Raw genomic sequence first — 11,617 nt, 5'->3', positions numbered from 1 at the left:
GCGCTGGCCGCCTGATCATGCCGTCCCGCCCGTACACCACTATTGACGATTGCTCTGGGCTGGCAAGCGGAACTTGCAGCAGTCGCAAATCCCGAGCTTCTTAATAACTCCCCACTGACCGCTCCGTCGAAGCGTCTGATAGCGAGATGGCCGACTTATGAGCGGTCAAAACCTCTATATGGGACGCTTGTCGCACTGCAGATAGGACTACCGCGGATGCGAGCCAAATGCCCACGATTCAACGACTGGATCACGAAACTTGAAGGCTTGTGAGTCGCCTATCGCGGAGATTTTTCACGTCTTCTGTGAGGGGTGTACGCTCTATTTGTACCGCATCAGTCGATCTCGTATGGTAGAAATTTGACGATCTCGTCACCAAACCAGTCGTTAATCGCTGTGAATTGGGCCTGCAGAGGCGCAATTTCATTACGCCCAAAGACCTTCGCCGCGGTGTCGGCCGCACCGAACCCCCCCGTATTGCTCGGCACTATGCCGAGCAACTGCGGCGGCACGCGATGCGCCGCGAGCAGGTCGTCGCGAGTGATGTTCTTGATGTTGAAAAACTCGTCCTTTGCGGCCACTTCCGACACCGGAATGAGCTGCAGGCCGTCTTTCTTGCCGTTCGGCGCGTAGTAGAACAGATTGCGGAAATTTCCCGGTCCCTTCGCGTTCTTCAGCGCATCGCGCAACGAATCCACGTCATCCTGATTCTGTGCCGGGTCGGTCAGGTACAGGATGAAGCCGGCGTGACTCCCGTTCTCGTAGTAACGCCGACGAAAGAGCGTCGACGACTCATTCAACCAGGCCGCGTGCAAGGCGCCAAGATATTCGGGCAGGCCGTAGACCTCCTGATTTACATCAGGCTCGATCAGGTGATGCACGGCGCCCGCGTCGAATTCGTGAACCGCCTGCCAGCCGTCCGTTTGCACGTAGCTCGTCAGGTCGACACGGCGCCTCGTGTACTTCGCCGGCACCGCCTCGAATTTCAGCGTCCCGCCGAGCCGGTTCGCCTGCCGCTCGATGTATCCATTGCCGAACATGAGGAAATCAAGCGCCCAGCGGCGGAACGTGTCGCGCGAGAGCAGGGGGTGCGGAATGAACGTCGACGCCAGCACGTTGCGCTTGAAGTAGAGCGCCGACGCGTGATGCGTGCCGGCGCGGAACGACTTCGCGAGCCCCGTCCAGCTCACCGGCGGCTCGTACCAGCCGTTGACCTCGACGAGCTCGGAGTAGTCGAGCAGGTCGGCGCGGCTCATCACCGGCATCGGATCGCCGAATGTGAATGCCGTTGCCTTCGGCGCGCGTGATGCCGCGGCGGCCGGTTCGACGGCGCGCGTGAGCTGCGCGCGGTACTTGTGTTTCGCCCTCATGCGGAAATCTCCATAAATCCAGAATTGCGGGCCGCCATGCCTTCGAGCGGCTCGTTTGAAATTGCGTGCAGGACCGCCCACGCCAGGTCGGCGTGTCCTGTTTCCTCGTTGCGGCCAGCCTCGTACGTGACCTGACGGCCGCTTGCCGTCACCGTCTTTTTGATCGCCATGAAGGCGGCCGCCATGTCGGTCCAGCCGGCATCAAACTGCAGCCGGGCATTGCCGACGACAGACAGGCCTTTGAGCACAAGCCGGCCTTTCACTTCGGGGGAGTAGTTGAACGCGACGACGCGCGGATAGAACTGCTTCGTGAGCTGATAGACGCCCTGGCCGATACCCGTCGTGTCGATCGCCATGTAGGCGACTTGGTAGCGCTTCGTGATTTCCTCGATGCTGCGCGCCTGCGCCTCGAAATCCATCCCGCGAAACTGGTGCTTTTCCAGCACGCGCAACGGGCCGCCCTCAACCACGGGCGGCGCGACCACCACGCAGCCGGCGGAATCCCCCGAAAGTGCCGGGTCGTAGCCCACCCATACCGGCCGATAGCCGAACGGCCGCGCGAGCAGCGGCTCGAAGTCTTCCCACACTTCCCACGAATCGACCATGCAGCGCTGCAGGTTTGCCAGCGTAAAGATCGACGCCGTGTCGTCGATAAACTGGCACATGAGCAGGTTCGCGTATTCCTCGGCGCTGTATTCGAGCCGCAGCTCGCCAAGATCGAACAGCGTGCAGCCCGCGCGCGCCGCGTCCTCGACCGTGACAATCTGGCGCCATTGCCGATCCTCGCAGAGCCGGCCGCGCGCCAGTGCCTCGTGCGTGACATCGAAGTGAACGTGATCGGCTTTCGCGCGGCCGCGGTTGATGTGCTCACCGCTCCAGAATTTATAGGCCTCGTGCCCGATGCTCGATGGCGTCGAGAAGTAGGTCTTGCGCCAGTGCTTGTGCATCGCCATGCCTGACGCGACCTTGTTGAGCGCCGTGAATTTCGGCACCCAGAAATATTCGTCGAAGTAGAAGTTGCCGTGATAACTCTGCGCCGTGCGCGCGTTCGTGCCGAGAAAGTAGAGAATCGCCTCGTTCGGTAACACGATCGGATCGCCACTCAGGTCAACGTCGGCGGCCTCGCGCGCAAACTGCGTGATGTACTGCTTGAATACGTGCGCCTGTGCCTTGCTGGCCGACAGGAAAATCTGGTTGCGGCCGGTGTTGAGCGCGTCGACCAGCGCCTCGCGCGCGAAATACCAGGTCGCGCCGATCTGCCGCGACTTGAGGATGTTGCGCGTTCGCTGCTCGCCACTTCGAAACCACACCTTCTGGTAGTCGAACAGCGATTCACGAAACGCGTCGTTGATCTTCTCGACCTGCTCGTCGCTGAACGCGTTACGTGTGGCCTTCTTCTTCGGCGCCGCGTTGCGCGCCTGGATGTTCGGATTCAGGTCCGATTCCTTGCCCGTCTCGCCGTATTTGCGCACGCGCGCGATGCGTTCGAGCTGGCGCATCAGCAGGTCGATTTCCTTGTAATCGCCCGAATCTTTCTTCTCCTTCGCGATCAGCGCATTGACGCGCATCTCGGTCGTGAGCTCGATCGTGTCGACTGGCGCCGTCTTGTCCCAACCGTCGCGTTGCTTCCACGTCTCGACCGTGGAGCGTTTCAGTTCGAGATGGCGTGCGATAGACGACACGCGCCACCCCTGCCAGTAGAGGGCGCGTGCCGCCTTTTTGGGATCAGGCGTGGATACAGGAATGTTCGTTGTTTCAGGCATGACGAGAGCGTAACGGTCACGCGCGCGCGTGCGCAGCGTTGCCGTTTGTGCCCGGCCCATCCACTGAGGCGCCTGATTGCCCACTCGCTTTCATCCCGGCAACATTCGGTTACACGATCCAAACAGATGGAGTCCAAACTAAATGAACGGTCAACCGGGCAACACGAATCACGCGAGCACGTCGAAGTGGTTCCGCGTCGCCGTTGAAGGTGCGACGACGGACGGCCGCAGCATCTCGCGCGACTGGATCGCACAGATGGCGAAGAACTACAGCCCGACGCTGTACGGCGCCCGTGTGAACCTCGAACACATTCGCGGCGTGCTGCCCGATGGCCCGTTCAACGCGTACGGCGACGTTCTCGCGCTCGACGCGCGCGACGAGTCGGGCGAGTTCTCGGGCAAGGTCGGTCTGTACGCCCAGATTTCACCGACGCCCTCGCTCGTGGCGATGACCAAGGCGCGGCAGAAGGTGTTCACGTCGATCGAAGTCGACCCCTCGTTCGCGGATTCGAAACAGGCCTATCTCGTAGGCCTTGCCGTGACCGACAGCCCCGCGAGCCTCGGCACCGACATGCTGGCGTTTTCGGCCGGGCAGGTTGCGAAGGGCGAAGCCAGCCCGCTCGCTGCGCGCAAGCTCGGCCCCGACAACCTGTTCAGTGCGGCCGCCGAAACCGTGATCGAGTTCGAGCCGGCCACCGAGCCCGGCGCTGGCGTCGCCTCCCTGTTTGCGAAAGTGACCGAAGCCCTCGGCCTCGCGAAGAAGAAGGGCGCCGCAGACGACACGCGATTCGCCGATGTGGCGCAGGCGGTCGAAGCGCTCGCGAACCACGGCCGCGATCAGGCCGAACGCGTCGCCGATTTCGCCTCGCAGCTCGACGCGGTGCGCACCGAGCTCGCCGCAGAAAAGAAAGCCCGCGAAGCGGCCGACACGGCGTTCGCCGAGCTCAAGGTGACGCTCTCGCAACAGGGCAGCGGTGCGCAGCGTCCCGCCGTGACCGGCCAGAACGCTGGCATCAAGACCGACTGCTAACCGGCCACCGACCCCAACATCCCGGAGAATCCACCCATGCGCAACGAAACCCGGCACGCCTTCAACGCCTACCTGAGCGCGATCGCGCAGCTCAACGGCATCGAGAATGCGGCCGCGAAATTCGCGGTCGACCCGAGCGTGCAGCAGACCCTCGAAAACCGCATCACCGAGTCGAGTGAATTCCTCGGCAAGATCAACGTGATCGGCGTGGCCGAGCAGCAGGGCCAGAAACTTGGCCTCGGCGTGGGCTCGCCGATCGCGAGTACCACCGACACGAGCACGAAGGACCGCACGACCGTCGACGCCAGCGACCTCGACCCGAACGGCTATTTCTGCACGCAGACGAATTTCGACACACACCTCACGTACGCGAAGCTCGACGCGTGGGCGAAGTTTCCCGACTTCCAGACGCGCATTCGTGATGCGATCGTGAAGCGTCAGGCGCTCGACCGCATCTGTATCGGCTTCAACGGCACGAGCCGCGCGCCGAGCTCGGACCGCAACGCGAATCCGCTGCTGCAGGACGTGAACAAGGGCTGGCTGCAGAAGTACCGGGAGCAGGCCGCCGAGCGCGTGCTCAAGGAAGTGGCGAAGGGCACGGGCAAGGTGACGGTCGGCGCCGGCGGCGATTACAAAACGCTCGATGCGCTCGTGTACGACGCGCTGTCGAGTCTCGTCGAGCCGTGGTATCGCGATGATACGGGCCTCGTCGTGATCTGCGGCCGTGGGCTGCTGCACGACAAGTATTTCCCGATCCTCAACACGCAGCAGGCGCCGACCGAGCAGATGGCGGCCGACATGATCGTGAGCCAGAAGCGCATCGGCGGCCTGCCGGCCGTGTCAGTGCCGTACTTCCCGGCGAACGCACTCATGATCCAGCGCCTCGACCACCTGTCGATTTACTGGCAGGAGGGCGGTCGCCGCCGCGCCGTGGAGGACAACCCGAAGCGCGACCGGATCGAAAACTACGAATCGTCCAACGACGCCTACGTGGTCGAAGACTTCGGCTCGGGCTGCGTGGTCGAAAACATCGCAATCGCGGCCTGAGCATGACGAGCCCCGCACGCCGCCATTACGAGCAGGTACGGGCCGCGAAGGATGCGGCCCGCACGGAGCCCGGCAAACTGCCCGCCGGCGCGAGCCACTATGAGCTGATGCTCGTGAAGCTCACCGCCGACCGGCGGCGCCTGAAAGCCGTGCAGTCTGTCGCGCGCAAGGTCGAAGTCAAGCGCGAAGTGCTGCCCGAATATGCCGACTACGTGGCCGGCACGCTCGAAGGCGGGCGGGGCGGTCAGGACGATGTGCTGATGACCGTGCTGATCTGGCGCATCGACGCGGGCGACTACGCCGGCGCGCTGGAAATCGCGCGTTACGCGCTGCGCCACGGCCTGACGCTGCCCGACCACTATGAGCGCTCGGCGGCCGCCGCGATCGCCGAAGAATTCGCCGACGCCGCGCTCGCGGCGCTGCGCGACGGCGGCACGTTTGACGCCGACCAGCTCAACGAAGTGCGCGAGCTCACGGAAGCGGCCGACATGCACGACCCGATCCGCGCCAAGCTGCACAAGGCGCTCGGCCTGGCCTCGATGCAGCGGATCAGCGACGACCAGCTCGACGACGCCCGCGACCGGGCGCGCGCCGCGCAGGCCGTCCAGAACCTTCAAACGTCGCTGCGGCTCGATGCCCGTGCCGGCGTGAAACAGACCATCGCCCGACTGGAAAAGATGTTGGGCGAAGCGGACGGCCGCCGATCGGCCGCCTGCGTGTAAAGAGCCCCCCGGCAATGGCGGCACCGGCGTTCACTCCCAACACCTGACGGCAACGGGATTCGAACGCCGGTCCACCGCCACCTCTTCAACGCCCCGGACATGAGCAGCTTTCTCGCCACTGCAGACACGACCAGCGGCACCGCGCCGGCGCCGCCGACCACGCTCGAAAACGACGGATGGTTTCCCGATATCGAGCTCGCCGAACTGCGCGAGGAAACGCGCCTTGACGGCACCGTGACCGACACGCGCCTGCGCGCGGCCGCGCTCGATGCGATGGCGAGCTGCAACGCCGAGCTGGGCTCGTGGCAGGTCTCGCAGGTTGCCGCCGGCCATTCCGACCTCGCGAGCGTGCCGGCGCCGAAGCTCGGCGGCCAGAGCACGCACGTCATTCGTTACCGCCGCGCGATTTTCAACCTCGTGCGCGCGGACCTCACCGAGCAGTATCGCGGCTACGACTCGACGAAATCGGGCGGCCAGGCGGCAGAAGCGCTCGAAGAAACGATCTGCGAAGCGCGGCGCAATGTCCGCATCGCGCTTGCCGACATTCGCGGCATCCGCCGCACTACCGTCGAGCTGATCTGATGAACGTGACTGCACTCCAGGGCGATACGGTCGACGCGATCTGCTGGCGTTACTACGGCCGCACCGACGCCACGGTCGAGGCGGTGCTCGAAGCGAATGCGGGCCTAGCAGATCTCGGCGCCGTGCTGCCGATCGGAACGGTCGTTTATCTGCCCGACCTCGACACCGTGCCGAGCACGGCCCCCTTGTTGCAACTGTTTGACTGACCCCAGGAGCCGAACGCATGGCCGAACCGAACACCACCACCGCTGCAGCCGTGTCAGCTGCGATCGGGCTCGCAGGCCTCGCACCGGGTATCGACGGCAACGCCCTGATCGGGGCATTCACGGGCGCGGCGCTCGTGGTCGTCACCTCGAAGGATCTCGGCGTCCTGAAGCGCGCCGCGTACCTGCTGATTTCGCTCGTGATGGGCTACCTCGCCGCGCCGGAAATCGTCAACGCGACGCCGATCCGTTCCACTGGCGTAGCGGGATTCTTCGCGGCCGCGCTCGTGATCACGGTCACGCTGCAGCTGATCGAGCGCATCAAGACGGTCGACCTGCTGGCGTTCCTGAAGAAAGGGGGCTGACATGCACATCACCCTCGCGATGATCGCGCCGCTTGTCGCACAACTTGCGCAGCTCGCCGCCGTGCTGCTCCTGCTCACGTACCGTCGCAACGGCGCGCGCCACCGGCATCACGTCTCCTGGCTCGCCTGGCTGCTTGTGGTCGTGCTGGGCGGCTCGTCGATCGAGCTGGCGCTACACGCGAAGCAGGTCGGATTTTTTGAAGCCGGCAAGGCGGTTCTGCTGGCCCTGTTCGTCTTTTGCGCGCGCGGCAACGTCGCGCGGCTTCTGCGGAGTGACACCCCATGAAAACGCACCGCCTCGGCGACATTGGCGCCGATGTTGGCCTGTTGCAGTCACGCCTGAACCGCGCCGGCTTCGCGCTCGCTGTTACGCACGTCTACGACGCCGCCACCGAAACTGCGGTGCGCGCGCTGCAGACGAAAACCGGCCTCGTGGTCGACGGCATCGCCGGCCCCAAGACTTACGCCGCGCTCGCCACCGGCCAGCGCGATCCGAAGCACCTCGCCGACGCCGACCTCGTGCGCGCGGCCGACTCCCTCGGCGTGCCGCTTGCGTGCGTGCGGGCCGTGAACGAAGTGGAGTCGACCGGCTCAGGCTATCTCGTCGACGGCCGCCCGAAAATCCTGTTCGAGCGGCATGTGTTCCGGCGTCGGCTAAAGGCGCGCGGCATCGATCCGGCGCCGCTCGCTGCGAAGTATCCGAACATCGTTTCGCAGACGCCCGGCGGCTATCAGGGCGGCGCGGCGGAATACACGCGGCTGGCGACGGCCGAACTGATCGATCCAGCCGCTGCCTACGAGTCGGCGAGCTGGGGCGCGTTTCAGGTCATGGGCGAGAACTGGCAGCGCCTGGGCTATGCCAGCGTCGACGATTTCGTCGCCCACATGGAGAACAGCGAAGCCGACCAGCTCGATGCGTTTGTGCGCTTCGTGGCGGTTGACAGCGGGCTCGTCGCGGCGCTCAAGGCCCGGAAGTGGGCGACCTTCGCCAAGGGCTACAACGGCCCGAATTACGCGGCCAATCTCTACGACGTGAAGCTCGCCCGCGCGTATGACCGCTACGCCGAATCCGAACAGGCGGCCGCATGAGCCTCACCGCGAAAATCCTCGCTGGCCTGCTTGTGCTGGTCGCGCTCGACCTCGGCGTGGTGTACGTGCGCGCGCTGCACGCGGAGCTGGCCGAACGCACGCAGCAGCTCGACGACGCACGGCAGGGCATCGCCGACCGTGACGACGCCATCAAACGCCTTCAGGACGATGCCGCCGACAAGGCAAAGCAACAGCAACAGCTCGACCGCGCACGATCGGCGATCGCCTCACAGCTCGACACCGCACTGCAGGAAAACCGGAGACTCAGGGATGAAAACGCCGAGGTTCGCGCATGGGCTGATACACCTTTGCCTTTTGATGTTGCCCGCCTGCACAACACCCCCGCCCAGACCGGCGCCGGCGATTACGCTGCAGCAGTGTCAGACCGTGCCGCGCTGCACGCTCCCGGCGATGGCACCGCGCACTAACGGCGAGCTCGACGACGCGCTGACCATCGCGCGCGCCGCCTGGGCATCCTGCGCGGCGATCGTCGACATGGTGTTCGATTGCCAGCATAAGGGAGAGCAGGGGAGCGCGCCGCATGATTAAGCCCGCGAGCCTGCGCGCGGCGATCGTCAGGGCGATTCCTTCGCTCGCTGCCAACCCGGACAAGCTGACCGTGTTCATTGACGCCGGCTCGATTGCGGCGACGAGCGCGCGCTCGCTCTCGTTCGAGTATCGCTATACGTGCAATGTGATGCTGCTCGATTTCGCGGGCGACTCCGACGAGCTGTTCGTCGCGATCGTCGAATGGACGCGCGCGTATCAGGCCGATCTTTTTCTGAATCCCGACGAACGCGCGAACGGTATCACCTACGAAGTCGACATTCTCGATAACGCAACGGTCGACGTATCGGTCAAGCTGCAGCTGACCGAGAGCGTCGTCGTCAGGCGGGCCGACGACGGCACGCGAACGATTGAACACGTCGACGATTCGCAGGGCTGGCCGACATGACGGACGAGCTGCAGGCCGTCGAAAGATGGGCCGGCTCGCTGCTCGCCCAGCTCGCGCCGGCCGCGCGCCGGAAAGTCATGCTCGATATCGCGCGCGAGCTGCGGCGCAGTCAACAGGCCCGCATCGCCGCGCAGCAAGACCCTGACGGCACCGCGTACACACCGCGCAAGGTGAAGGCTCAGAAGGGTGGTAAGAGGTTGCGCGGCAAGCGCGGCCGCATCAAACGCGCGGCGATGTTTGCAAAGCTGCGCACGGCACGTTACATGCAGGTCGAAGCAACACCCACCGGCCTCGCGATTGGCTTCGCCGGCCGCGTCGCGCGGATCGCACGCGTTCACCAGCTCGGCGAGTTGGATCGCGTCTCACCGGCCGGCCCTGAAGTGCGCTATGCGGCCCGTGTCCTGCTCGGCTTTACCGATGCCGATAGAGAGCTGATTCGCGACAGGCTGCTCAAGCACATCATCGACATCCCTTAAACGTCGGTTCCGGATCGACCTTCGCCCGTGCTGGGCGCGGATTGGCCGGCTTCTGCTTTGCGAAAAGATGGAATGGGTGGTCGACGACGAATTGGTTGTACTGCAGCACAACGTTCCTTGCGGCCTCTTTGAAAGGCTAACGATCGGGCAAATGCTCGATCACTTCTCGATGCTCCTCAACGACTTGCCGAAGGATATCGCGTGTGTCCCGCTTGCCTTCGGGAGCGGCGATGTCGATCTTTCTGCGTGGACGAATCTTGACGCGTGGCTTGAGCGTTACTCCGTCGAGCTTACGGGGCGCAGTCATGGGATCTCCGAGTCAAAAGTCAGCAAACGGGCGGTCAGGTCCGTTGACGCGCTGCCTGTCTCCGCAGCTCACGGTCTCGCACTTTTACGATTCTTGCCGATACCTCCGCATGCATCGTGTGCCGCCAAGCTTCGTCAGCATGCCGATAAGCCGCGTTCAAGGTATGCGCGGTCCGTTGCTTCGCCTCGGGCGTTGAGGCAAACACGGACGCAAATGCAGAAAATGCACGACGCACAGTCTTGGTGACCATAGTGTCCACCGCAGTGAAATCGATGTTGAAAGTCTAGACGCTTTCTCGCATGTTGGGATGTTGTGCGTCCACCTAGTATTGCGATAGCGCTATCTATGCGCAATACATAATTACATTTACACTACTCGGGGCCAAGACCGGTCAATCCACGGCGAACAACTGAGCGTCCGCCACGTGATTCAACGTCTAAAATGACGTCCGACGCTTACCGCAACGTGAGCAAAGCGAGATAATCGAGAACTCTCGTTGCGACGGTTGACGAAAAAACGGGCTTTTCGCTAAGGCTCCAAATAAATCTGCGGAATGGGAATTGTTTGATTTTGATTGTAAATATCATTTCCACTTTTTCAGAATTTGGAATTGATTTGTGAATACCTATAAATCCATCTCCGCCGATATATATTTTTATCCGAACATCGCCCCTCTTAACCACAATCTCCTTGGCCTCTGCGGTAATGACTATCTTCCTTTCGGGTGTTTCGTGTTTATTTAATTTGGCAACCTTTCGCTCTAAGCTAACGCCAATTTTTGTTAAAAATAAAATTGTTTGCTTGGCATGAATCGCATTGCCAATGGAAATATTTAGAGGGCGTTTTTTTGATGTTTTGCTTCTCGCAATCGGCCACTCAATATATTCGGAAATAATATTTCCCCACAATGCAACCCCCATTGATAGCAAATAACGAATACCTTTTGGCAGCACTGCAAACTTCGATATCACAAATCGATATGATTTGTGCATCCAGAGGGAAAGATAAAACCCCGCGATTCCCTTATAAGAAGTGATTTTCAGCCTTATGCGCTTTCGCTTTAGCCTCTCTCTTTCCGAAAATCGATCTATCAGCGAAAAATTATGCACAGTCGCATCTCCATGCGTCGAGCTTTCCTCGAACCCTGCATAAAGAGACAATTTCGCAAATTTCTTCCATTTGCCCACCGGGTTTTTGTAAAATGCCTCCAAATTCAAATATGCGCTGGGGCTGATCGCGCCGTGGTGTAATTTCTCTTGCGCCATTTCTAGAACTATGGTCTTAGAAGATTTGTTTGGAACCGCAAAGGGTGCAGGCGGGAGGCGCTTTACCGATATAACATCCTCTCTGCTTATGGGCATCTCTTCCAAATTTGCGATTGGAAACAAATCCAATACGGATGCCTCTAGCATCCGAGAATCATAAATTTTTAGAAAAATATCCTCTACGCGGCCAAGCTTATTTCTGTGGTTAAAAATATCGAACTGAATAACAAGCGACGATAGATACGTATAGTCGGCCTTGTTTTTCTTGTACACAAGATAGATGCGGTCGCCAATAACAAATTTTGGCTTGAACCGCAGCACATACGTATCAATAAAGGTATATGCCCCAAGCAAACCACCAACTATGCCCAGTGCTGTAGATATACCTTTCACGATGTGAGCTGCGCTCATAATCGACTGTGGGCTCATTGCTGTTCTGGTTC

The 11,617-nt window shown here is 61.5% G+C and carries 17 protein-coding genes; 13 read left to right on the top strand and 4 right to left on the bottom strand.

Going from position 1 to position 11,617, the window contains the following annotated elements:
• Positions 1-42: 42 nt before the first annotated feature.
• Positions 43-273 (top strand): DUF4276 family protein, encoded by a 231-nt coding sequence (locus V8683_RS27540; RefSeq protein WP_411193044.1) that lies wholly within the window; start codon positions 43-45, stop codon positions 271-273.
• Positions 274-335: 62 nt separating this feature from the next.
• On the opposite strand, the gene V8683_RS27535 is transcribed toward V8683_RS27540, so the two are convergent.
• Positions 336-1,370 carry a phage portal protein gene (locus V8683_RS27535; RefSeq protein ID WP_411193045.1) on the bottom strand — a complete coding sequence of 345 codons (1,035 nt, stop codon included), beginning with the start codon at positions 1,368-1,370 and terminating at the stop codon, positions 336-338.
• Positions 1,367-3,133: a terminase ATPase subunit family protein gene (locus V8683_RS27530; protein ID WP_411193046.1), complete on the bottom strand. Its 1,767-nt coding sequence runs from the start codon at positions 3,131-3,133 to the stop codon at positions 1,367-1,369. Before V8683_RS27530 ends, V8683_RS27535 begins: the two co-directional genes overlap by 4 nt.
• A gap of 142 nt (positions 3,134-3,275) precedes the next feature.
• Between V8683_RS27530 and V8683_RS27525 the strand changes: the two genes are divergently transcribed.
• The 12 genes from V8683_RS27525 (at position 3,276) to V8683_RS27470 (ending at position 9,602) form a co-directional block, all read left to right on the top strand.
• On the top strand, positions 3,276-4,163 hold the full coding sequence (locus V8683_RS27525) for a GPO family capsid scaffolding protein (protein WP_411193047.1): 888 nt from the start codon (positions 3,276-3,278) through the stop codon (positions 4,161-4,163).
• A gap of 36 nt (positions 4,164-4,199) precedes the next feature.
• The gene (locus V8683_RS27520; RefSeq protein WP_411193048.1) at positions 4,200-5,210 is read left to right on the top strand and encodes a phage major capsid protein, P2 family; all 1,011 of its coding nucleotides are present in this window, start codon (positions 4,200-4,202) and stop codon (positions 5,208-5,210) included.
• A complete protein-coding gene (gene gpM, locus V8683_RS27515; RefSeq protein ID WP_411193543.1) occupies positions 5,207-5,932 on the top strand; it encodes a phage terminase small subunit in 726 nt (241 codons plus the stop codon). The genes V8683_RS27520 and gpM overlap by 4 nt, the downstream gene beginning before the upstream one ends.
• A 99-nt stretch (positions 5,933-6,031) precedes the next feature.
• Complete coding sequence (locus tag V8683_RS27510) at positions 6,032-6,514, top strand: head completion/stabilization protein (RefSeq protein ID WP_411193049.1); 483 nt, start codon at positions 6,032-6,034, stop codon at positions 6,512-6,514.
• Positions 6,514-6,720 (top strand): tail protein X, encoded by a 207-nt coding sequence (locus V8683_RS27505; protein WP_411193050.1) that lies wholly within the window; start codon positions 6,514-6,516, stop codon positions 6,718-6,720. Before V8683_RS27510 ends, V8683_RS27505 begins: the two co-directional genes overlap by 1 nt.
• Positions 6,721-6,737: 17 nt before the next feature.
• Entirely contained in the window at positions 6,738-7,082 is a 345-nt protein-coding gene (locus V8683_RS27500) for a putative holin (RefSeq protein ID WP_411193051.1), read from the top strand.
• Between the two features lies 1 nt (position 7,083).
• Positions 7,084-7,368, top strand: coding sequence for a phage holin family protein (locus tag V8683_RS27495; RefSeq protein ID WP_411193052.1), 285 nt, complete (start codon positions 7,084-7,086; stop codon positions 7,366-7,368).
• The gene (locus V8683_RS27490; RefSeq protein ID WP_411193053.1) at positions 7,365-8,171 is read left to right on the top strand and encodes an N-acetylmuramidase domain-containing protein; all 807 of its coding nucleotides are present in this window, start codon (positions 7,365-7,367) and stop codon (positions 8,169-8,171) included. The genes V8683_RS27495 and V8683_RS27490 overlap by 4 nt, the downstream gene beginning before the upstream one ends.
• Positions 8,168-8,599, top strand: coding sequence for an Rz-like lysis system protein LysB (gene lysB / locus V8683_RS27485; RefSeq protein WP_411193054.1), 432 nt, complete (start codon positions 8,168-8,170; stop codon positions 8,597-8,599). The genes V8683_RS27490 and lysB overlap by 4 nt, the downstream gene beginning before the upstream one ends.
• Entirely contained in the window at positions 8,490-8,720 is a 231-nt protein-coding gene (gene lysC, locus V8683_RS27480; RefSeq protein ID WP_411193055.1) for an Rz1-like lysis system protein LysC, read from the top strand. Before lysB ends, lysC begins: the two co-directional genes overlap by 110 nt.
• Positions 8,713-9,126 carry a phage tail protein gene (locus V8683_RS27475; protein ID WP_411193056.1) on the top strand — a complete coding sequence of 138 codons (414 nt, stop codon included), beginning with the start codon at positions 8,713-8,715 and terminating at the stop codon, positions 9,124-9,126. Before lysC ends, V8683_RS27475 begins: the two co-directional genes overlap by 8 nt.
• The gene (locus tag V8683_RS27470) at positions 9,123-9,602 is read left to right on the top strand and encodes a phage virion morphogenesis protein (protein WP_411193057.1); all 480 of its coding nucleotides are present in this window, start codon (positions 9,123-9,125) and stop codon (positions 9,600-9,602) included. The genes V8683_RS27475 and V8683_RS27470 overlap by 4 nt, the downstream gene beginning before the upstream one ends.
• Positions 9,603-9,738: 136 nt before the next feature.
• On the opposite strand, the gene V8683_RS27465 is transcribed toward V8683_RS27470, so the two are convergent.
• Together V8683_RS27465 and V8683_RS27460 are read right to left on the bottom strand one after the other, a co-directional pair.
• A complete protein-coding gene (locus V8683_RS27465; RefSeq protein ID WP_411193058.1) occupies positions 9,739-9,909 on the bottom strand; it encodes a hypothetical protein in 171 nt (56 codons plus the stop codon).
• Positions 9,910-10,364: 455 nt separating this feature from the next.
• Positions 10,365-11,603 carry a hypothetical protein gene (locus tag V8683_RS27460; protein WP_411193059.1) on the bottom strand — a complete coding sequence of 413 codons (1,239 nt, stop codon included), beginning with the start codon at positions 11,601-11,603 and terminating at the stop codon, positions 10,365-10,367.
• Positions 11,604-11,617: the final 14 nt, after the last annotated feature.

The organism is Paraburkholderia sp. AV2 (assembly GCF_054968425.1).
Note: the sequence above shows the minus strand (reverse complement) of the source record. Positions and strands in the feature narration are given on the sequence as shown.

Excerpts from the sequence above, each read along its gene's own strand:
- V8683_RS27465 (WP_411193058.1), bottom strand. The coding sequence starts at position 9,909 with ATGACTGCGCCCCGTAAGCTCGACGGAGTAACGCTCAAGCCACGCGTC.
- V8683_RS27535 (WP_411193045.1), bottom strand. The coding sequence starts at position 1,370 with ATGAGGGCGAAACACAAGTACCGCGCGCAGCTCACGCGCGCCGTCGAA.
- V8683_RS27530 (WP_411193046.1), bottom strand. The coding sequence starts at position 3,133 with ATGCCTGAAACAACGAACATTCCTGTATCCACGCCTGATCCCAAAAAG.
- lysC (WP_411193055.1), top strand. The coding sequence starts at position 8,490 with ATGTTGCCCGCCTGCACAACACCCCCGCCCAGACCGGCGCCGGCGATT.
- V8683_RS27470 (WP_411193057.1), top strand. The coding sequence starts at position 9,123 with ATGACGGACGAGCTGCAGGCCGTCGAAAGATGGGCCGGCTCGCTGCTC.
- V8683_RS27495 (WP_411193052.1), top strand. The coding sequence starts at position 7,084 with ATGCACATCACCCTCGCGATGATCGCGCCGCTTGTCGCACAACTTGCG.
- V8683_RS27505 (WP_411193050.1), top strand. The coding sequence starts at position 6,514 with ATGAACGTGACTGCACTCCAGGGCGATACGGTCGACGCGATCTGCTGG.
- V8683_RS27500 (WP_411193051.1), top strand. The coding sequence starts at position 6,738 with ATGGCCGAACCGAACACCACCACCGCTGCAGCCGTGTCAGCTGCGATC.
- V8683_RS27525 (WP_411193047.1), top strand. The coding sequence starts at position 3,276 with ATGAACGGTCAACCGGGCAACACGAATCACGCGAGCACGTCGAAGTGG.
- V8683_RS27490 (WP_411193053.1), top strand. The coding sequence starts at position 7,365 with ATGAAAACGCACCGCCTCGGCGACATTGGCGCCGATGTTGGCCTGTTG.
- V8683_RS27475 (WP_411193056.1), top strand. The coding sequence starts at position 8,713 with ATGATTAAGCCCGCGAGCCTGCGCGCGGCGATCGTCAGGGCGATTCCT.
- V8683_RS27520 (WP_411193048.1), top strand. The coding sequence starts at position 4,200 with ATGCGCAACGAAACCCGGCACGCCTTCAACGCCTACCTGAGCGCGATC.
- V8683_RS27510 (WP_411193049.1), top strand. The coding sequence starts at position 6,032 with ATGAGCAGCTTTCTCGCCACTGCAGACACGACCAGCGGCACCGCGCCG.
- lysB (WP_411193054.1), top strand. The coding sequence starts at position 8,168 with ATGAGCCTCACCGCGAAAATCCTCGCTGGCCTGCTTGTGCTGGTCGCG.
- V8683_RS27460 (WP_411193059.1), bottom strand. The coding sequence starts at position 11,603 with ATGAGCCCACAGTCGATTATGAGCGCAGCTCACATCGTGAAAGGTATA.